This window comes from Methanolapillus africanus, assembly GCF_032714475.1.
GTDB lineage: Archaea > Halobacteriota > Methanosarcinia > Methanosarcinales > Methanosarcinaceae > Methanolapillus > Methanolapillus africanus.
This window is the reverse complement of the sequence record NZ_JAWDKD010000018.1, coordinates 90,311-112,334: the sequence shown is the minus strand read 5'-3', so window position 1 is coordinate 112,334 and position 22,024 is coordinate 90,311. Positions and strand designations below refer to the sequence as shown.

Sequence of the window (22,024 nt, the reverse complement as noted above, 5' to 3'; positions counted from 1 at the left end):
ATTTTATTTTTTGACGTCATTATCATTTTTTTATTATTTTTTATTGTTTTATATCATATTCTATTATTTTATTTTCATTTTTATAAAAATATGTTTAGATTATTCGGTTGCCGTTTTTATACGATTTTATTTCGAAAACTTTATATGACAGAATGAGTTTTATTATACGACGGCTATAATTTTCATAATGATTCAACTACTTATTCACTAAAAAATATAATAGCTAGCTAAAAAATATAATATGTAATTAAACCGTATAATTTTATTTGCAAGTCATAATTTTTTGATGAGTAATTATGTCATACAAATAACAAAACGAATAACAAAAATACGGAGGCATTAGATATGAAAGGAAAAGGACTTTTAAGTCTCATTACATTTTCGGAAAAGAGAAGAGATTTGCTTTTTTTAATCGCTGAAAAACCGCGCACCTTGATTGAAATCAAGAACTATTTTGACGTGAAAACACCGGAAATTTATCCGAGAATCAAAGAGCTTTTGGAAGCGGATTTGATTCAAAAAATCAACAACGAATACCACTTGACGCCGATCGGCAAAGTGGTTTTGAGCTACTTCCGCCCGTTGATTGAAATCTTAAATGTGTTGGAAGAAACCAGCGAGTTCTGGACCGACCACGACACAAACGCGATTCCGTTGTCCCTTTTGGAACGCTTCAACGAACTTGAAAACTGCGTGATGTTCCAAGACCCCGCCAAAAACGTGTTTGAGCAAAACCGTTTGATTTTGGAAAAATTGGACACGGCCAAATCCGTTCAGGGAATTGTTTCCGTTTTTATGCCGTCCAGTCTTGAAATGGTGGAAGAGACCGTCAACCTCAAGATCCCGGCCAAATTCGTTTTGACGCAGGACGTTTACGACAAATTCCGCTTGGACTACAAGCCGCTCCTCGAATCTTTCCTCAAGATCAAAGGAAACGAGCTGTATGTGATTGATTCCGTCAACTTGTTCGTGATGACGACTGACACTTACCTTTACTTCTCGCTCTTTTACAAGAACGGCTTGTATGACTCCCAGAAATACCTGGTGGCCATGGACGACCGCTCCCTCAACTGGGGCTCCGATTTAACGAAATTCTTCGTCGACCGCTCCAAAAAGATCGACAAATTACCGTAATCTGAAAGCTGCCAAAGCAGCTTTTCTTTTTTCTTTTTTTGCGCCGTCGGGCGCGCGCGTTACGGCGGCACTTTTTCATTTCGAGCCGGCAAAAAACAAGGGTTTGTTTTTTTTGAATTTATGATAACATTGCGTTATTTTCTATTTTTGTCAATTGATTCCTCCCGCTTAAACAGGCGCGCATCGCGCCTGTTTAAGCGGATTTCGCCTTATTGAAAGATACAAATTTGAGCAAGGAAGCAACTGTATTGTTGGAACCGGTCGGTACAAAACGGATCAGAAAAAACGTGTATTTTTGGAAACAGTGGGTGCAAAATGAAATCTAAAAATAGTGAACTGCAGGTGCAATCGGAATCTAAATACAGTGAACTGCAGATGCAATCTGAATTCTAAAAATAGTGAACGGTGGATGCAATCGGAATCTAAAAACAGTCAACTGTCGGTACAGTTGCCAATAAATGAAAGCCGCTGCCGTTAAAAATCAATTTTCAGCCGGAATGATAGATTTATATAAATTAAGACATATTTTTATTTTGACATTCTTTATAAAAATGAGGTGGAAAACATGGAAGAAAAATCCGGAAAAGAAATTGTCGACAGCATTGGTCAAAAAATGGGCTTTACGCCCCACGTTCTTGAAACTCTTGCTGCCCTTGATGAAGATTTTGTCAAAAGATACGGCCACTGTGACGGCCGGCTTTTAAACGACGGTGTTTTGCCCGCCAAAACCAAAATTTTGATGGCGCTTGCGGTCGTCGCGTCCAAACAATGCGAATCCTGCGTGATGTCGCAAATGCGCAGCGCCATTCACAACGGTGCGACCAAAGAAGAAATCATGGAAACCATGGAAGTCATTTCGATTACGTCCGGCGCGCCGGCGGTCGCTGCCTGCCGTGAAGCCCTCCGTGTTCTCCTTTTGGAAGGAGACGTCGGCGGCAAAAGAGTGAATGCAAAGAGAGATTAAGTTCTCCTTTGTTTCTTTTTTTATTTTATTCTTTTATTTTGATGATTTATTTTTTATTTCTTTTTTTGTTTTTTATTTCTTTTTTTGTTTTTAGATTGATATCTAAATATTATATTATTTTTTCTGGACTTATGTTGGGTTATTGCGTTCCTCTTGCTGATTTTACTTATGTTTTTGTTGTTGTCAGTAGCATTCCTGTATCATTATGAGATAACGACTCATGCCAATAAAAATAAATTGTTTGGAATAAATATCAAAAAATAATTATCTGAAGGCTATCCATTCTGTTTTTAATTTTCATACTTATTTTTTTATGATCTGTATATTGTTGTTATAATGAAAGTAAAATTTAAATAGAATCTTATTATTTTTATGATCTATTATTAGATTAATTATTAGTTAATCTATTTTTGAAATATTATTTCTAATAATTTTTGATAAAATAAAATGGGTTGAACATGAAATCGAAATATTCCATATTGATAGCGGTTGCTGTCATACTTTTAATGTTGGCCGTTTTGCCGGCCGGTGCCGATGCTGAGGAAATAAACTTCCCCAATGTAGATTATTCGACGCTTGCTGATGCTGTTCGTGCTTCAAAAACCGGCGACGTCATTACAATTACACAAGATATTACCATATATGATCGGCTGTACATTGTGGATAAAAATATTACAATTCAAGGTGCAAATCAGGGTATTACCATTACGCGTGGTCAGGATTTTAACATGACACGGGATAATCAAAGAGGTTATTTTAATCCCGGAATGTTAGAAGTTGCCGTTTCTAATCCAATCGGTAGCGCTGTCACTTCAAAAGTGACCTTAAAAAATATTACTTTTGACGATGCAAGTAATCCGGATGCAGCAAATCATACAAATAGTACTCCAACGTATGCCGATGGCGATTCAAATCCCGGTCAACATGTTTATGACTCTGTTTTATCAGCTTACGATACAAAGGCATCAATCGTTATGGGCCAAGGTGCCAGAATTACAAACCCGGGTGGTTCAACGGCTATTGTGTTGACCAACGGCGCTAACTGCGTTATGGAAGACGGAAGCACAATTGATGGTAACATTAATTCATTAAGGGGCGGGTCACTCATCCGGGTGGAAAACAACGCAAACTTAACTTTTAATGCAACAATCAAAGATTTAAATACAGGTGGAAAAAACATAATTTATGCGGGAAGCGGCAGTTCTATTAAATTTTATGGAAATATTTCAAATTGTAATTTATCACACGCGATTCAACTCGGAGGTGCAGGCACCACTTTAACATTGCAAGAAAACAGTAAAATCTCCGGGAATGATATTGCTATCGGGGCTGTTTATGTAAGAGACGGACCGCATGTTGATGTATATGGTGAAGTTTCAAACAACACATGCAGAGGAGATAATGGCGGTGGTTTTTACATCTACAACAGTTCAGGAGCACTCTTTAGTTCCGGAAATGTTTCAAACAACACCGTTAACCATTCAGGCAATGGCGGTGGCGGTGGTGGTTTTTTCATCAATCAAGATTCGACAGTAATAATGCATGGCGGCTTAATTTCCGGAAATCATGCGCTAGGTAATTTTAAATATGCATCGAATAATGGAGATTATGGTGGCGGCGGTGTCTCTGTTGGGCGAGGCTGCAAATTTACCATGAATGGCGGCACTATTTCAAACAATGACGCAAGTGTTGGCGGCGGTGTTTTTGTTAACGGGAGAGCAACCGATATCCTTGGTGGAAGATTTATTTTTAACGGCGGTACAATTACAGGTAATGCAGTGACAGATAGCACAAATGCAACTTATGGAAAAGATCTTGCTGTTGCAGCAACTGCTTATAATACATCTTCTGAGAACAAAGTTGGTTCACATGGCGGTCACTCCATTTTCATCAGCAAAAACGCTGTTGTCGGAGACAAATTAATTGGTGTTGCCATCAGAGATCCTTTAAATGCCAACAATAATATCGGTTACCACCAAGCCGTTAGTGTTGAAAACTTGCAATCAAGCATGCTTTTCGGAACTTTGAATGCGACACAAACAACATATCTGAGTTCAAAAATGGGGACGGAAAGACCCGGCTATACAGAGTATATAGGCAGCTTGTGGGTGGATTCAAAATCAGCCGGTTCATTTAATTTTACCACAACAATTCCGGAACCCGCCGGCGGTTGGGGCAGTTATGATATTTTGGCCATCGTTTCCCCTTTAAACAGCACTTCTGAACCGGTCGGCACACCCCAGTATCCGGTTCCGTCAAGAACTTCGGACGATCTTCAAATCAACGTGACAAAAGATGCTGCTGCCGTGAATGGTTATGCGGTTGTTATCGTGGCTCGGGCCGATCCCGGACCTCTGGATTTGACTTATTCTCATGAAGGGAATGGAGAATTTTATTTCAGCGATCTCAGTCTTCCTCCGGCTACATTAAATCTGGGTGAATCCATTGATCTTGACGTCAAACCGGCCAGGGATGGAAAGTGAAATCCATCACATTGACAAATGGTGACGGCAGTCTGATTACAAAAACAGTTACGAACGGAAAAGTGACGGTCAGCCATGCAGAATTGGCCATGCCGAAAGATAAAAACAACATTCACGCCGTCTTTGAAGAAATCAAATCCGGTGGCGGTGAAGGTAATGCAACCGTGATTGACAAGAAAGAAGAAGGCGGCGGTTTTGTTGAAGAAACCGGAGAAGGCCTTGAAGCAACGACCGGAACTTCAACATCCTGTTGTTCGGCTGTCACCGTCGAAAAAGAGAATACGCTTGTCATCAACATTCTTCTTTTGTTGATTGCGCTCTTGTTGTTGCTTTTGGTTCTCCGAAAATGGAAAAGCAATCAAGAGAAAGGATATTAAAAATGGATGAAAAAACGAAAACGAACTCAGTTAAAAGAAAAAGGTAAAAAATTAACCGCCTTCTTTTGAAATCCAAAAGAAAACGCACGCCATAACGCGCGCGCCGGCGCTGCGGTTCAAAAAACGAACACAAAATTAAAAAAGAAATCGGGAAAATATTTCCCGATTTTAGATTTTTTTCTTTTTTATTCATTCAAGTTCTTCTTATTCACTTTTTCCTGTCCCGGAATCTCTTTTTCAATGTGTTTGATGATGGTTTTTAAGATTTTAACCCGGGCGTAATATTTGTCGTCCGACTCAACGATGACCCACGGCGCGTTTTTAGTGCTGGTCTCTTCAATCATTTGGTTGACGGCGTTATAATATTGATCCCATTTTTCCCGGTTGCGCCAGTCCTCGTCGGTTAATTTCCACTGCTTCAGCGGATTGGCCGCCCGTGCGTTAAACCGTTCCAATTGCTTTTCTTTGCTGACGTGCAGCCAGAATTTGATCACAATCATGCCGGAATCGGTGAGCATTTTTTCAAACAAATTGATTTCGTCGTAAGCGCGGTGCCACTCTTCTTCCGTACAGAAATGCTCGACGCGCTCCACCATCACACGGCCGTACCAGCTGCGGTCGTAAATGGATGTCTTGCCGCAGGTCGGAATGCCGTCTAAGAAACGCCAGAGATAGTGGTGGCGCAAGTCGACGTCCGTCGGGCTTGCAATCGGAATCACGCGGTAGAAACGCGGGTTCATCGACTGGACAATCCGTTTGATGCTGCCGCCTTTTCCGGCGGCGTCCCAGCCTTCGAAAACCAAAACCATCGCCTTTTTCTGAGAATAAAGAACGTAATGTAAAAATGCCAGCCGGTTTTGATATTTCTTTAATTTTTTCTTATAATCTTTTTTGCCGTACGCTTTGGTCAAATTCACTTTGGCCAAGTGATCGGCATACCGGTCTTCATAGTGAACAATTTCCTTTTCGCCGGTGAGCTCATCAATTTTCTCAATGTCCGGTATGTTTTCACCGTTGCGGTATTCTTTTTCCAATTTCAGCTGCGCGTGTTCGATCGCCGGCTTCAGCTGGTCGATAATGGTTTTCATGGTCTGAAGAATGGCCAGATCCAAATCCTGCTTAACAAGAATTAAGCTCCAGGGCGAATGTTCCGTATGCGTGCGGTCCAAAAGCTCTTTGATGACGTAAATGTCTTCCCGGTAAACTTTTTCCATCGACCGCTTGTCGATGATGTACGGGATGGTCTTTTTCCAGGAATTTTTGCGTTTGACGCGGTCTTCTTTGGAAATGCCGAAATAAATCTTGATGAGAATATTATTGTCGTCGGTTAACGTTTTTTCAAAACCGTTGATGTTGTCGATGAGCCGGTCAAACCGTTCCGTGTGAATGATTTCTTTTTTAGTGGTTTCCGTAAACAAAGAAAGCGCATTGTCATCAAGCGCCGGGTTTTGGCCGCACATGAGCGGATTGGAGTCGTCCATCAGTTGTTCAATGACGCCGCGCATGTACCAGCTGCGGTCGAAAACCGCCAGTTTTCCTTTCGGCGCGATTTTTTGGCTGAACCGGGTCATAAACGGTTTTTTGCGTTCTTCAGATGTCGGTGCTTCCGTAAAATAAAAATCAAATCCACGAGAGTCGAGCGGAAGCAGTTGTTGGTTAATGATTTCTCCGACAAACGAATCATACCAGCCTTCAAAAACAACATTCACAGAAAGATTCAGCCGGCGGACTTCGCGCTGCAAAACCCCGAGCTCATCCCCGTATTCTTCAATAAGGTCTTTGTACGTTTTGTTTTTCGGAATATCAATGGTTACTTTAGACAAAACCATCGTTTTCACATCCTATCAGATCATTTACTGTAAAAATGGGCATTAAGATATTTAAATGACAACAATTTGAAAATTATTCATTTTAATTGAATCTAATTTATATAAATTTGTTGTATATATTATAGTTTCATCAGAACGAATTCTTATATAATTTCAAAAGATATTCAAAAATATATCTTATAATATAATTTTTTGATAATATCTAGTTTAAAATCTGTCGGATATATATTATTTAACATCTATTCTTTTTATTCATTTTTGGGATTAATTTGCATAGATTCTGAATTTCAAATTATGTTAGTTTAACATATTATTTGTAAAATCTATTTTATTCATTCATTGTAATATTTTTAAATAGTTGTCTAAAATTATTTGATAAAATTTGGTCTGAAATTGGCAAAAATACTGTCAAACTATTTTTCAAACATTTCTATTATTTTTAAAATTAATATATTTTTTAAAATCTATTTCAATTATGACAAAATCATCATATTTTGTCTTAATGCCGTAATTCAAATAATCTTTAATAAACATAGTCATTTTATAATACATATTTCTTCAAAATTTTTTAAAAAATTCAAAATTTAAAATTTGATTTTCATGTTTAAAATATCCGGCCGGAATTACTCAGGCTCATTTCGGGTTAAGTCAATTTTTAAAAAGCCGGTTTTTTTAAAAATTAACCAAACTTATAATATTTATTTTGAATACATTTTTGATAAAATAACGCCAGATTTATTTCCCGAACAATTTTGTTTTTCGATTATTCCAATGTCTTTAGGAATAGCTTGTTTTTTTGGCTGCTATGTTCAAAGAATAATCTTTTTTGCACTAAATGGGGATTAAATAGTCCTAAAACATCATATTCATAATGTCTTTGGAATAAATGAGTTATCAAAAATACACATTTTTTCAAAAAATGATCCGTTTCAAATTTCATTCACATAAATATTATGAACAATATATTTCAGATTATTTTTGATCCGGTTGGACCAAAAATTTAAAAATCCAATCTTTCAAAAAAATAATTAATTTCAACTAATATTTTTTAAAAAGATTACTATGTTTTTCTGTCAACATTTGGACTAAATACTATAGACTCACTAGCTCAAAATTACATATATAAATATAGTATTATTTTTCTACACAGTATTATTTAATTTATGAAGAACGATAACTTAAGAGATGATAAACTAATATATTATTGAATTAAAATACACCCATTGTATTAAATTATACTATATATATAATCCTTACAATTATATTTTAGTTAAAGAATATAAATCGAAACTTTTAGTTCTATTTTCTGGATAATATGAAAATTTGAGACATCATTTTTAAATCCTAAAGAGAAAGAAATTTCCATATAATATTTTTAATTTAATGCTTAATTTTAATTAAATCAGCGTCACTATATTTTATTACATCATGACTCTTGCGGACGAATTAATTGATATCAATTTTAATGCCGAAAATTTCCTCAAAAACCGGATATTTTTTCTTGGCCCGGTGGAAATATTGCCGGATTGGTTTTTCACCATTTGCTTTGGCAAACATGGCTTCAACTTCGGCTTCCGAAAAAACAGATTTGAGCTGGATCATCGGGATCTGATTCAAATCGTCAGCAGATGAGACAATATCCGAATAAACAGGGATTTTGTATTTCCGGGATCTTGTTTTTTTAGGACCGGATTTGGAAGAAGGCGAACCGGTGACCGGATTATTATTTATCGTGACGTCTTCTTTTTCCGAATATTCTGATTCGGTTGCTGTCATTGGATTGACCGTTTTTGTAGTCGATTCATATTCAGGCGGTATTTGAGTGACAGACGTACCCGAAATATTGCCGGCTGCGGTTTCATCCGCCGGGCCGGCGTCTTCAATCAGAACAGGTTCGGTTTCATCGATCCACGACCAATTCAAATCATAAATATCCGCATAAAATGAGAAACATGAGACACATTTTGAGACGACGGCGTAAGCCGGCGCGTCCGAAACGGCTGACGATTCCGAATCAAATTCAAATTTGTATGAACTCACCGACTCAAGCGGACTTTTACATTTGACGCAGGCGCCGATCTCATTCATTTCGGAATCAATGAGCTGCAACTTTTTGCCGTTCCAAAAAAGTTGATGGTTTTTTCGGCTGTATTGGTAAGTCATATTGTTAACCCGCAATGTAGTAGATAACCCATATAACAGTTATATTTGAACATAAGATTTATATATAATCTCTTATCTATTATTTAAATACAGATTGTAAATATAGTTGACTATATTTATGAATTTACCGTTTGTTCCGTTGCGATTATCAAAACTTAACAGTTTGATAGAACACAACTGAGCAAAACATTCGCCACAATTAAAAATATAAAGGATTACGTCATAGTTGGTATTGTTTACCGGCTGTGATCAAATAAGTATCACACAATTCCTGAAAGATTGAAAAAAGGGGGCCTCGATTTTATGTCATTAAAAGCCAGTATTATGACAAGACTCGAAAAATTCGTTGCGGCTGACGTGAATGGTTACAGAAAAAAGTTCCTGGACCTCGTCATTAAATGCAAAGAATTTACCGTCGACCAAATCCACGATTTGATTTCAAAAGAATATACAGTCACTCGAAACGAAGTGGCGTCCATGATCGGATATATTCAATCCAAAGTCGGGATCTTGAAATCACACAAAGAGTCATACAAAACACCCATCGTTTACACTGTCAAAGACGAATACATTGACATCATAAAAATGATGGTTGGAAAATCGCCTCAAAGTGTCGGCATTTGACCGATACCGATTTTATATTTTTTGATTCTTTAATTTTTATCCTTTTTTGATTTGATGACCGGATGGTTTCTTTTTTTGTATGATTTTGTTTTTTCGAATACGGCAAGTGCAGCGGATCAAAAACCGGGAAAAAATAAAAACTCAATCCCATTTTTTCGAAAAACGCCTGTGAAACGAACGCTATAATGCGCGCGGCGCCGTCACTCAAAAAAAGGAAAAGCAAAAAGAGAAAACGAAAGGAAAAGTGAAAAATAAGAAAATAAAATAAAAGGGAAAATGATTCCGCTTTTATTTTAATCCCATGATTTTATAAATGGCTTCCATATCCACATTCTTTTCAAAAACATCAGCCAGTTCGGCAAATCCGTCCTGAACCGTAAAGTCTTCTTCTTCGACATACTGGATTCCTTTGCGGGCGGCCAAGTATTTTAAAAGTGCTTTTCGGAAGGCTTTGTTGTCAAAAAGACCGTGCATAAACGTACCGAGAACCATGCCGTCCGTGCTCACTGCGCCGTCGTCGCCGAAAATCGGCGCTTTTGTATTCGTTTTGCCGCTGTGGGCAAAGAACCCTTCGACCGTCATTCCGGAGACTTCTTTTAAAAGGCCGGTGTTCACACCGGCCTTGCTGTTGATGACCGTCATGATCCGTTCCGGTTTTTCGCTGTATCCTTCTTCCATTTCATAAACAGTATCGCAGTCCAAAAGACCGAAACCGGCGACTTTGTTTCCGGACGGATCCTTCAGCGTTTTTCCGAGAAGCTGGTATCCTTCGCCGACGCCGATGATCGGACAGCTGCATTCCTTTCTCAGTTCTAAAATCTGCTCCATCATGCCGCTTTCTTTCAGCGCTTTCAAATCCTGAAGCGGCGTTCCGGATCCCGGAATAATAATTAAATCCGGACATTTGCCGCTGTTTTTAAGCGGATCTTCCGGCTGAACATACCGGACAAGGGCTTCCGATTCCAAAATCTCGAAATCGTTGAAATGAGAAATCTTCGGCAGCTGAATGACTGCAATTTCAAGGCCTGTTTTTTGGCCGCGGCCTTTCTTTTCCTCCGGAATCGCGCCGGAGCCGGCTTTTTCATGGAAAGACATCGAGTCTTCGGACGGAATTCTGAGTTTAAAGTACGGCATCACGCCGAGAACCGGGATGCCGGTCATTTCTTCCAGCTGGTCAAGCCCGGGCTTTAAAATGGCCGGATCGCCCCGGAATTTGTTGATGACGAATCCTTTGACGTTTTTGCGGACGTCTTCCGGCAAAAGCGCAATGGTTCCGTACAAGCTTGCAAAAACGCCGCCGCGCTCAATGTCGCCGACCAGAATAATCGGGGCGTTGGTGAGGCGGGCCGTGCCGATGTTGACGATATCGCGGTCGTAGAGGTTGATTTCGGCCGCGCCGCCGGCGCCTTCCATGACGATCACGTCAAAGTTTTCTTCAAGTTTCGAGAGCGCGCGGTTTAAAATTTGAAACATTTCATCAATGGATTCGTAATAGTTGCCGGCGGTCCGGTCGGCGTAATGTTCGCCGAGAACGACCACTTGAGAGATGCTGTCGCCTTTGGGTTTTAAGACAACCGGATTCATTTCGGGAATCGGTTCCGCTCCGGCGGCCCACGCCTGAATCACTTGCGCAAAACTGATTTCTTTGCCGTCCTTGGAAACCCAGGAATTTAAACTCATATTTTGGGCTTTAAAGGGCGCAACTTTGTAGTTTTCAGACAATATTTTACATATTGCCGTGACAATAGAACTTTTTCCGGCGTCAGAAGACGTCCCAAGGACAAGAAGTGTTTTTGCGTTCATGAAAATAGTTCCCTCCATCGATTGTGGTATGGATTTGAATGTAGAAGGCGTTTGAAACAACCGACCATCGTTCAAACAATTTCGGATTCAATAATAAACATAATGTTTTAATCGAGCATGATTAATAAAGGATTTGGTTCCTCATGTAAATCAGATTTAGTTGATAAGTATCCTTCCCCTCAAATTTTTTGTTTCTGAAAAAAAGAATAAATATTGGAGAAAAAAATTAATTTGAATTTTAAAATATTCTAATTTATCCAATCCCGATCGTTTGCGACATCCGCATAAACAGACACGGTACGCGTCTGTTTATGCAGGATGGTTTGCTTGACTCAAAATTAGAAATGAGGGGAACGGTTTTTGATATCATAAATTAGAAATCGCAGACCGGCTCGACTGATTCAAAAAGAAAAAGTGCCGCCATAACGCGCGCGCCTGCCGCCCGCCGCAAAAAAACAAAAAAACAAAAAAACAATTACAAAAGTCCCAAAACCCAGCCATTGTCCTTTAACCATTTCTGCTTTTCCTTATAATTCGGATCGATCGTTTCGACCAGATTCCAAAAGTCGGCGGAATGATTCTTATGGCGGATGTGGCAAAGCTCGTGAACAATAATATAATCAATAATGGGCGTATCGGCTTGGATCAGCGTCCAGTTGAGCCGGATTTCGTTGTCGGACGAACAGCAACCCCATTTTCCTTTGTAATACTGGGCCTTGACGGCAATCGGTTTTTTGCCAAGCAGCGGCAAATATTTTTCCGCAAAATAATCGACGCGGGCGTTGAAAAAAACGTCGGCCTGCTCCATATAAAACGCTTCAACTGCCTTTTTGATCTTTTTTTCACATTCTTCCTGCGTCAGATGAAGCATTTTCGCCGGCAGGTACGCTTTTAATTGTCCGTCCAAAAGCCGGACGTCGATTTTGTTGCTCCGGTTGTCTTCTTTATCAACAAAAAAGACCGCCAAGGCGTATTCCCGGCCCATGTAATGAAAAATGCTGCCGTTGCGGTAGGTTTTCTTGGATTCTTTAATAGCTGCGTCTTGTTTTTTGACGGCTTTGTCCAAAAGCTCGGACACGTTTTTTTCGTTATCAGACAAAATCGAAAGCACGTCTTTGGATGACAAACCGGATGGCGCGCGCACAAAAAGCGACGCTTCGTCCGAATCGTACCGAACCGTATAGCTGATCGTGCGCTTGCGCTTGGCGGAATAAATAATCAGGCACGGCAAACTCACGGAATCCGTTTGAAAAAGAACATTTTGCGTCTTTTCCCCGGAAACAGGTCTCATATTTGTCATAAAAAAAGAAAATAGAATGGGAAACCCATTCTTCTTGAATAATGGTTATTTGGTTATTTGGTTGTTTGATTATTTGTGCCGGCGGGCCAGTTCGGCCGCAATGTCTTCCGGCGTGACGCCGCACTCAAACAGCATCACCATCAAGTGGAAAAGCAAATCCGAGGTCTCATAAATGATTTCATCGCGTTTGCCGTCCTTGACCGCCAAAATCGTTTCCGTGGCTTCCTCGCCGACTTTTTCCAAAATCTTGTTGACGCCTTTGGGATCATTCAAAAGCGCGCAAACATACGACCCTTCCGGCTGTGTTTTGCTACGTTCTTCAATAATCTGATAAATTTGAGTTAAAACGGACAAATCCGCTGCTTTTTCCAATGTCAAGTCTCCTGATGTGAATAGATCAATGATAATCTGTTATTCAATTTAAATTTATTTTAAATTTATTTTAAATTTTATTTAATCTTTATTTTTAGATTTTCCGCGGATCCGTAATTTCGCCCGTGACCGCCGATGCCCCCGCTGTTGCCGGGGAACACAAATAAACAAATGAGTTCGGACTTCCCTGGCGTCCTTTAAAGTTGCGGTTTGACGTCGACAAACCGACTTCGCCGTCACCCAACCGTCCGAACGAGCCGCCCATACACGGACCGCAGCACGGCGATTCCACGATGGCGCCCAGTTCCATTAATTTTTCCACATATCCGGCGCGCAGCACTTTCATATATTCCGTCCGGGACGCCGGCACCACAATCAGCCGAACGCCTTTGGCGAGCTTGTCGTTGCCGATCGCATTCATCATCATTTCAATGTCTTCAAAACGGCCGTTCGTACAGGATCCGACGAAAATTTGGTCTACCTTTGTTCCGGCAACGTCCGTGACCGGTTTCACGTTATCCACATTGTGCGGACACGCCACTTGCGGTTCCAATTTGGACACATCATAGTTGCGGACATCTGAAAATTCAGCGTCCTTGTCCGATTTCCAGTACGGATCCAGTTTAAATCCGGGAATCCGTTCTTGGAGGTATTTTTCTGTGATGCTGTCCGGTTCAATCAAACCGGCTTTGCCGCCCATTTCAATGGCCATATTGGACATGGTCATTCTTTCCGGCATCTGCATGTTGTGAACAGTAGATCCGGCGAATTCAGCCGCTTTGTAGCGCGCGCCTTCGACGCCCACGTCCCCAATCAGGTGGAGAATCAGATCTTTCGAACAGACGTGTTTGGGGAGCTTTCCTTCCACATTAAACCGAAGCGTCTCAGGAACGCGGAACCAAAGTTTGCCGGTCGCCAAAACAGCCGCCATGTCGGTGGATCCGAGACCGGTTGAAAATGCGCCGAAAGCGCCGTAAGCACAGGTGTGGGAGTCGGTGCCGACAATCAAATCTCCGGGGCGGACGTGTCCTTTTTCCGGCATGACTTGGTGGCAGACGCCTTCAAAAACATCGTAATTCAAAATGCCTTGCTCGGACGCGAATTTTCGCATCATGATATGGTTTTGAGCCGCGTTCAGCGAGTCGGCCGGCACCTGGTGGTCAAACAAAATGACAATCTTTTTGGGATCCCAAACCTTTTTCTCATCCTTTCCGTCCATAATTTCATAAAAACCTTTGACGGCCAACGGCCCTGTAATATCGTGCGTCATAGCGCAATCGATGTTTGCCGTTACGAAATCCCCGGCTTTTGCCGTTTTTCCGGAAGCTTTTGAAAAGATTTTTTCAGAGAGTGTCAACGGTGTTTTTTCCATAAAATTCACGACCTATTTTTGTTTTTATAAATATCACTAAATTATAGAATGGTTACTGAAAACCATCCCCTGTTTAAATACTTTTTTCATCCGTTCCGTCTGTTTTTCTTGTTTTGCCCGTTCCGTCTGTTTGACCTGTTTGACATGTTTGACCTGTTTGACATGTTTGACCTGTTTTATTTGTATTTGTTGTATTTAAATAGAAATCAGTCACTTGAAGTTTCATTTCAGAAGCCCCGTGGCTGTCGCAAACGATAAAACGGAGAAATCCATTCCTCAAATCCTCTTTAGCCAAACCGAATCCGGCGCCCGATGTCAAAATTTGATCCGCCTGAATTTGTTTTTTTGTTTTCTCATAATCTATTTTTTCCAAACCGGCCCGCCGAACCAAAAGTTCCGCCAATTCGCTGCAAACAGAATCATCCGTTTCGGAAACACTTTCAAACCCGTCGCACAGGCATTCAATCACGTCGGCGTTGCCGGGTTTTTCAGCGTCAAATTCATTAAAATCAATGAAAAACGGATAGGTTTGGCAAAGCAGCGGTCGAACGGGATAGATTTGGCATTTGTTGGTTTCCGAATCCAAAAAGACGCATGTTCCGTTTTCGGTTCGCTTCAGCATGCTTCCAAATGTAAAAATCGCGCCGCTATTTGAAATTTGATTTCGGATGATTTGAAGATTGTTGGAAATCATTTTGACGTCAAAAACCGGCTGATCGCCGTCGGAATAAAAATCCGGGAATAGCGGCACTGTAAATGATGATGAAACATCTCGATTGTGGATTTTGATGTTGTTTTGAATTAAAAAGCCATGGATAGCGGCCGCTTCGTCTGGCATGAGAAAAACAGAGTTGCCGCCCGCAGGGCGCGCGCAGCATTGTCCGCACCGTAAACAAGAATATCCGGCGGATTTCAGCGTTTCAAATACAGCCGGCATCGAGTTTTGGTCTGACATTGTTTCTCCATTTGATTATTTTTTAAATATTTAGATTTCATTTCAGATTTATTATACCTTTTAACATTTTAATTTAATTCCCAAGCAAACCGCCCCGTTAAATCAGACGCGTTTCGCGTCTGATTTAACGGATACCGCGAACAGAACAGAAACTGGTGACAGCAAATGGAGGTACAAGTTGGGACTGAAACTGAATCTACTGCTGTCAGTTCCAATCTATCTGATCGGAATCCGAGAAAATCAAACGCAAGCGTTTGATTTTTCGGGGTGGTTTGCTTGACATCTTTAAAAACGACCCTCAGCTTTTGAAAAAATCCAAACGAAAAAGTGTCGCCGTAACGCGCGCGCAGCCGCCCGCCGCAAAAACCGTTACCCAATTTTCGCGTCAACCACGACATGCAAAACGCCCGGCGAATACTTTTTGATGACGCGCGTTTCCAAAATGGTCGCAATCCGGCCGCATTCCGCTGCCGCACCCAAAATCCGCTGAACCGGCCTCTCCGGATACAATTTTTCCGGCACAGTTTCATGATAATGAATGATGCCGCCTTCTTTTTTGACGGCCGAAATTCCCGCTGTCAAATAAAGGTGCGTCGTTCCTACATATCCCATCAAAACACGATCTGCCACGCCTTTTGGCGTCACAGTTCCGCAATCGCCCAAAATCGGCTCAACGATTTTTTCAATCCGATTGAGTCGGCAGTTTTCACACAGATAATGGTAAGAAACAGGATTCAGTTCAATGGAAATCACTTTTTCCGGCCGGGAATGAACAGCAATCGGAACAGAAAAGTAACCGATACCGGCAAACATGTCCACGACTGTTTCTCCGGCGCACAATTTGGAAATCCGTCTTTTTTCATCCAAATTTCCTTTGGAAAACATGATCTGCGCCACATCCAATTTGAATCGACAGCCGTTTTCCAAGTGAACAGTTTCCGTTTCAATTTCCGTTTCAGTTTCAGCCCTAGTTCCCAAATCGGCTGATCCGGAATCTGTTCGCCGTCCGATGATTTCCCGGTTCGGAACGCGAAATTGTCCCTCAATGCCCAAATCATTCAAAACCAAACGCGTCTTTGAATCCATTTTCAAAAGAAGTTCGGCAATTTCCGTTTTTTTGCCGGCCAGTTCCGGCGGCACGGAAACAATCACGACGTCGCCGATTTTTTGTTTGTTCGCCGGCAAAACAGCCATTTCTTCCGGCGTCAAAACAATCTTTTTTTCGGGAAGCTGCCGTTGATTTTCTTCCGACGGCACATAAACCTTTGCAAAATCCCTCAATTTCTGCGGCTTCATGATTTTTCAGTTAGATTCGTGTTGAGCGTTCATTATTCAGATTGGATTTGAATCAATTTCAACCGCGGATTCGGATGTTCCGTCCGTCCCACTTTAGAAACCGGAACCATTTCCGTCAAAGAGTTGCCGACCGCCACAATGTCCATCGTCGCGTCTCTTGATTCGTAAATGCCGCCAACGCCCAAACTGTCGTACAATTTCATGTTCAACATTTTTTCAGCTGCTGAAAACGCGTTGACCTTTTCGATTTTTCCAAAACCGCTCGACAGCATGATTTGAATGTGCGAAAAACCGTTGTCATTCAATGCTTTTCGAATCGCATAGACTTCCGAGATGGAAACGCCTGTTCCGAACCAATAAATTTCATCTTCCGGCGGAATTTCAATCGGAACCGTTGCCGGCAAATTGAAAAACTGGCGGATGATTTGATCTTTCTTTTCTTTGGACTTGCCGGCCAAGTCGGCAAGTGAAAGCGCCCCTTGCGCGATATTTTCACCGCATGTGTCCACACGGATTGAAAATAGTGACGGAACCAAACGAGCGACTTGAAGCGTGTCGTTGATTTCCCGGTTGTTGTAATCGATCAACGCAATACGTTTGATGTCTTCCGGCATATATTTGTCAAAAGCCAGCGTCGAATTTAAAACAGCATTTTCCTTTCCGTCACGCCAGGCGTAAATGTTTTCAAGCGCGTGCGGAATGGTTCCGACGCCTTTTTGACCAACGAATTGAGCGCCGGCGTCGGTGGCCGCACCGGCGGCGCCACCGGCAATGGCGGCACGGGATATGTTTTCATCTTCGGAATAATGCCAGTGGCGGGCGCCGAAATAAGTCACCGGACGGCCGCCGGCCGCCGCAACGATTTGTTTCATGTTGTTTTCGATTTGTTTGAAATCCAATTTCCGTTTATCATTTTTGATTGCCAGCGCCGAACTGATAATGCCCAAATAAACCGTTTCCAGACGGACGATATCCAAAATGCGTCCTTCGATCATGAGAATCGTTTCCAGCGGCGAATACGTTTCGCCGTCGGACAATGTGTAAATTCGACCGCCGTTTTTGATTAAGTCGGAATTATTGAGAATAAATGAGATGGCTTCATCCATTCCGGAAATAATTCCGGGACCTTTACGAACAAACACCTGCGCCCGTACAAACGGGTTCAAACCGTCCTTTTTTAAAATCTCATAAGCCCGTAAAAAGTATTTGTCGGTATATTCAACAACGCCGGCGTTTTTTGCATCCGGCGTATTGAAAATATTTGCAACCATGACGACACCCATTGGAAATTTAATCCGGTAAACTTCAAATTTAAATGAAAATCAACAAGAAAATAATGAAATTAACGAAATTAACGAAATTAACGAAATTAACGAAATCAACAAAATTAATGAAATCAACAAATCAAGAATAACTAAATTTTATTTTTCAAATTTCTATGTCAATAGCCATTTTTACATTTTAGTCTTTTTGCACGGATCTATATTTCTCGACTATATTTTCCGAATTAATATATATGAATATTTATATATTCGTTTTACATTATATTTCTTTTAATTTATTTTAAAGAATTTATGAAATATCTTATTATCATTTATTTTTGTTTTTATTCGTTTGTATTTAAGTGCTCAATCGTGATTTTATGCCGGAAAATGCCGCCCCACAACCCCCAGCTCAAAAAACAGAATCGTTTTCAACGAAAGGTTACACCAAAACGCAGCTCAATCTGATTCTGCTCGGTTTTGCCCTGTCCGCTTTTGTTCTGCCGCTCAGCAGCATGATGATCAACGTCGCGCTTCCGGCAATCGGCGCCACTTATTCCGTCGGCGCCCACCAGCTCGGCTGGCTGACCACAACTTCTCTGTTGGCCGTCGCTTTATTTTTGGTCCCGTTTGCGCGCCTGTCCGATATTTACGGCCGGAAAAAAATATTCACCATCGGCACAATTATCTTTTTGATTGCCACCATCGCAACGCCGTCCGCATCAACTTACGGCATATTGGTCATTTGCCGCGTCTTGACCGGAATTGGTTTGGCCGGCGTTTCAGCCACGTCTATGTCCCTTCTCACGCACTTTTATGAAGGCGCCGAACGTTTGCATGCTTACGGCATTGTGACGGCCACCGGTGCGCTCGGCGCCGCCGTCGGTCCGGCCATCGGCGGATTTTTGGTTCAGCAATACAATTGGCAAAGTTCGTTTTATTTCATCGTCCCGTTCGCGCTCGTCTCCGGTATTTTGGTTTACGCATTTGTCAAAGGCGACATCCGATTCGGAAAAGGCGAGCCGTTCGATTGGGGCGGATCTCTGTTGTACGCGCTTGCCCTTTTGTTCACGCTCGGCGGGCTCAGCAGTCTGCCGAACACGTGGGCAATCATCTCGACCATTGTTGGAATTATCATGATCCCGGCCTTTATTTACTATGAGAAGCGGCAAAAATATCCGGCCATGAACGTTAAGCTCTTTTCGTCCAACAAAGTGTTCGCCTGGTCCAATTACGCCGTCGTTTTCATTTTTACGGCAACCTACGCCTTGTCGTTCTTTTTGAGCTTGTATTTGCAGAGCATCGGTAATTTGACGTCTCAAGAAGCCGGTTTTATTATGTTGTCCATTCCGGCCGTTCAAATCGTGATTTCGCCGTTGATCGGCAAGATTTCAAAACGTATTTCCCAAAAGAATATTACCATTATGGGAACCGTCCTGACAATTATCGGCCTCATTTGCTTGACAACGATTTCGGAAACCACGTCGTTGGCATTGATTATTATCTACGGCATTCTCATCGGCGCCGGCACCATTTTCTTCATCCTGCCGAACACTAACACGCTCATGAGTTCCGTTTCCGCCAAAGATTACAGCAACGTCAGCGCCATCACCGGCGTTTTCCGTCAGTCCGGCATGGTTTTGTCCATGGTGATTGCAATGGCCAACATCGCCATCTTTTTCGGAACCACCAACACGCTGACGCCCGACACCTATCCGGAATTTTTGACGGCGATGCACGTCACATTCATTGTCGGCATCGTGTTTGCCGTTATTGCCGGATTGTTGATTATTTTCCGTGACCGGGAAGAGAAAAAGGAAGAAAAAGACGGCAAAAAACCCGTCACTGTGAACGAAGATGAAATCGTAAAATTGGGTCCGGAACCTGTTTTTGATATCTGATGAAATTATACAGAAAATAATACAAAAACAATACAAAAAAGAAGATTTGGGTTTGACCGGCGCGCGTCCGCCGCCGGTCAAACCCGAAACCGGGCTTAAAAAAATGATTTAAAGCCCGGCTCTGTTTTTTAATATTTTAATTTTATTTTAATTTAAGACGCAAATTTCGCGCGTTTGGACAAATATTTCGGAAGCGGCAAAGCTCTGTACGGCATGCCGGCGGTTTCGTCCTCAATCATCTTGTTGAGTTCGTCCACGGTCATTTCCATCTTATACGGCTTTTCCGGTTCGGATTTGGAACGGACAGTGACCGTCAAAACGCCTGTATCAGCTTCTTTGTCACCGATGACGACGGTGTACGGAACCCATTCGGTGCCGGCTTCACGGATCTTTTTGCCGAGCGTGAGTTCGCGGTCGTCTACATCGACTCTGAATTTGATTTTGTCGGCAACGGCGTCGGCGGCGTCCAAGTGTTTTTCCGTGACCGGAATCACACGAACTTGAGTCGGCGAGAGCCAGGTCGGAATCGTCGGCACTTTTCCGGCAGCGGAAACCATGGCCGCTTTTTCGAGAAGCGCGTAAATACATCTTTCAATGGCACCGCTCGGGGAGCAGTGAAGAATGGTCGGGCGTTTGAGTTCGCCGTCGGAATCCGTGTAAACGATGTCGTAGCGTTCCGCGTTTTCGACGTCGATTTGAACGGTGGAAAGCGCGCTGGCTTTTTCCAGGCTGTCCACATAGTTAAATTCGAATTTCAAGACGAAATAGAAGAAACGGGTGTCCCACATTTCCACCAAAACCGGCTTGTTCACCTTTTTGACCATCGTTTCAATGAGATCTTTGTTTTCGTTGTAGAAGTCTTTTGTGAAGCGGATGGCGATTTCAAAATCATCCAATTTAATGCCGATGTGGTCCAAAACGTCAATACAGAACTCGTACTGAGCGAGGAATTGAGTCATGGCTTCCGGCATTCCGCGGCAAAGCGTATGCATGTCGGGCATCGTAAACGCGCGGAGGCGGCGAAGTCCGACCAACTCGCCGCGCTGTTCTTTTCTGAAACTGTAGCGGGTGAGTTCAATCATCTTGAGCGGCATGTTCCGGTAAGAAATCGTCATGTCGTGGTTCATTAAGAACTGTCCGAAACAGGCGGCGAATCTCAAAAAGAGTTGGCGCTTGTCGGATTCAATGGAGTATTGCCGTGCCGGGAACCGGTCAAGATATTTCTTCAGCGTCGGGTGGTTCATGTCGTACATGATCGGCGTTTCCACTTCCATGGCGCCGAAATCAACGATGGATCGGTCCACCACATACATTTCAAGCAATGATTTCATGAGGCGGCCTTTCGGATAGAACCGCATGTTTCCGGAGTCGGATCCGGGTTCGTAGTCGGCGAGTTCCAAGCGTTTCATGAGTTCGACGTGCGGCGGGGCGGCGTTGACAGCCCGGTTTTTGGCGATTTCGTAGTTGACGAATTTCGCCAAGTTCGGGTTTTTGGATAAATCGAATTCGGCCGGTTCGTAAAAGACGCCGTCCGTTCCGAGAATTTTGAAGTAGGACTTGGCAACGCTTTCCGATTTTAAGGCTTCGGAGAGAACGTCGCCGTCTTCTGAAACTTCGACGTTTGCGCCGCAAGCGTTGGCTTTGAGAGCAGCCGTCGCTTTGGCAGCCGAGGCAATGGTTGCATTGTTGGACGCGTTGGATTTCGGCGGGTTGCCGCAGCATCCGCAGCTGTCAATGTCGGCCATATCGTCCACGGAAATATGTTTAGACAACTCGGAGAGCGGGTGCCCTTTGCAGCTGATTTTAAAGGATTTGTACCAGCCGAACGGCGCACGCATGACGGTAATGCCGTCAGCTTTGAGCGCGGCTTCGATGCCTTTTAACACGGCGATACCGGTTTCCGGTGCGGATAAGCTGGAGCTGAGGTGGGCGTACGGGTAAACCATGACCTTGTCGGCTTTGACTTGTTCCAATATGTTTTTAATTTGAGAAACAGCCGCCGCGACAACGGTATTGGGGTTGGCTTCGTCGCATTTTTCCACCGCGATAAACGCCGTTAAGGCTTCTTCAAGCCGTCCGGCTTTCATATCGTCGCCGATTTCTTCGGCGATTTTTGTTTTCTTTTTGGTTTCGTACTCGATGTAGTCCGAGTGAATAAGAAGCATTTGCATAAATTACACCTTCTAAAT

16 protein-coding genes are annotated in these 22,024 nt (G+C 42.4%); 6 read left to right on the top strand and 10 right to left on the bottom strand.

Going from position 1 to position 22,024, the window contains the following annotated elements:
* The first annotated feature begins 345 nt into the window (after positions 1–345).
* From MsAg5_RS05030 to MsAg5_RS05015, 4 genes are all read left to right on the top strand, one after another.
* Positions 346–1,134, top strand: coding sequence for a helix-turn-helix transcriptional regulator (locus MsAg5_RS05030; protein ID WP_338099533.1), 789 nt, complete (start codon positions 346–348; stop codon positions 1,132–1,134).
* A gap of 565 nt (positions 1,135–1,699) precedes the next feature.
* Positions 1,700–2,098 (top strand): carboxymuconolactone decarboxylase family protein, encoded by a 399-nt coding sequence (locus tag MsAg5_RS05025; protein WP_338099532.1) that lies wholly within the window; start codon positions 1,700–1,702, stop codon positions 2,096–2,098.
* Between the two features lie 458 nt (positions 2,099–2,556).
* On the top strand, positions 2,557–4,581 hold the full coding sequence (locus tag MsAg5_RS05020; protein ID WP_338099531.1) for a right-handed parallel beta-helix repeat-containing protein: 2,025 nt from the start codon (positions 2,557–2,559) through the stop codon (positions 4,579–4,581).
* Positions 4,578–4,958, top strand: a complete 381-nt coding sequence (locus tag MsAg5_RS05015) for a hypothetical protein (RefSeq protein ID WP_338099530.1) — start codon at positions 4,578–4,580, stop codon at positions 4,956–4,958. Before MsAg5_RS05020 ends, MsAg5_RS05015 begins: the two co-directional genes overlap by 4 nt.
* A gap of 185 nt (positions 4,959–5,143) precedes the next feature.
* On the opposite strand, the gene MsAg5_RS05010 is transcribed toward MsAg5_RS05015, so the two are convergent.
* Positions 5,144–6,787: a phosphate--AMP phosphotransferase gene (locus MsAg5_RS05010; RefSeq protein WP_338099529.1), complete on the bottom strand. Its 1,644-nt coding sequence runs from the start codon at positions 6,785–6,787 to the stop codon at positions 5,144–5,146.
* 1,446 nt (positions 6,788–8,233) lie between these two features.
* On the bottom strand, positions 8,234–8,950 hold the full coding sequence (locus tag MsAg5_RS05005; RefSeq protein WP_338099528.1) for a hypothetical protein: 717 nt from the start codon (positions 8,948–8,950) through the stop codon (positions 8,234–8,236).
* A gap of 303 nt (positions 8,951–9,253) precedes the next feature.
* Here MsAg5_RS05005 and MsAg5_RS05000 point away from each other — a divergent pair, with 303 nt between their 5' ends.
* The gene (locus tag MsAg5_RS05000; protein ID WP_338099527.1) at positions 9,254–9,574 is read left to right on the top strand and encodes a DUF2551 domain-containing protein; all 321 of its coding nucleotides are present in this window, start codon (positions 9,254–9,256) and stop codon (positions 9,572–9,574) included.
* A 288-nt stretch (positions 9,575–9,862) separates the two neighbouring features.
* Here MsAg5_RS05000 and MsAg5_RS04995 read toward each other — a convergent pair whose 3' ends face one another.
* The 7 genes from MsAg5_RS04995 to MsAg5_RS04965 all read right to left on the bottom strand — a co-directional run bounded on the left by MsAg5_RS04995 (position 9,863) and on the right by MsAg5_RS04965 (position 17,943).
* Complete coding sequence (locus MsAg5_RS04995; RefSeq protein ID WP_338099526.1) at positions 9,863–11,377, bottom strand: cobyric acid synthase; 1,515 nt, start codon at positions 11,375–11,377, stop codon at positions 9,863–9,865.
* A gap of 475 nt (positions 11,378–11,852) precedes the next feature.
* Positions 11,853–12,677 (bottom strand): M48 family metallopeptidase, encoded by an 825-nt coding sequence (locus tag MsAg5_RS04990; RefSeq protein ID WP_338099525.1) that lies wholly within the window; start codon positions 12,675–12,677, stop codon positions 11,853–11,855.
* A 69-nt stretch (positions 12,678–12,746) separates the two neighbouring features.
* Entirely contained in the window at positions 12,747–13,049 is a 303-nt protein-coding gene (locus MsAg5_RS04985) for a phosphoribosyl-ATP diphosphatase (protein WP_338099524.1), read from the bottom strand.
* 94 nt (positions 13,050–13,143) lie between these two features.
* Entirely contained in the window at positions 13,144–14,421 is a 1,278-nt protein-coding gene (locus MsAg5_RS04980; protein WP_338099523.1) for a 3-isopropylmalate dehydratase large subunit, read from the bottom strand.
* A gap of 73 nt (positions 14,422–14,494) precedes the next feature.
* Positions 14,495–15,376 carry a YkgJ family cysteine cluster protein gene (locus tag MsAg5_RS04975; RefSeq protein ID WP_338099522.1) on the bottom strand — a complete coding sequence of 294 codons (882 nt, stop codon included), beginning with the start codon at positions 15,374–15,376 and terminating at the stop codon, positions 14,495–14,497.
* Between the two features lie 369 nt (positions 15,377–15,745).
* Positions 15,746–16,672 carry a class I SAM-dependent methyltransferase gene (locus MsAg5_RS04970; protein ID WP_338099521.1) on the bottom strand — a complete coding sequence of 309 codons (927 nt, stop codon included), beginning with the start codon at positions 16,670–16,672 and terminating at the stop codon, positions 15,746–15,748.
* Between the two features lie 32 nt (positions 16,673–16,704).
* Entirely contained in the window at positions 16,705–17,943 is a 1,239-nt protein-coding gene (locus MsAg5_RS04965; RefSeq protein WP_338099520.1) for a beta/alpha barrel domain-containing protein, read from the bottom strand.
* A gap of 371 nt (positions 17,944–18,314) precedes the next feature.
* Here MsAg5_RS04965 and MsAg5_RS04960 point away from each other — a divergent pair, with 371 nt between their 5' ends.
* Positions 18,315–19,835, top strand: a complete 1,521-nt coding sequence (locus tag MsAg5_RS04960; protein WP_338099519.1) for an MFS transporter — start codon at positions 18,315–18,317, stop codon at positions 19,833–19,835.
* Between the two features lie 152 nt (positions 19,836–19,987).
* Here MsAg5_RS04960 and MsAg5_RS04955 read toward each other — a convergent pair whose 3' ends face one another.
* Positions 19,988–22,006, bottom strand: coding sequence for a threonine--tRNA ligase (locus MsAg5_RS04955; protein WP_338099518.1), 2,019 nt, complete (start codon positions 22,004–22,006; stop codon positions 19,988–19,990).
* Positions 22,007–22,024 lie beyond the last annotated feature (18 nt).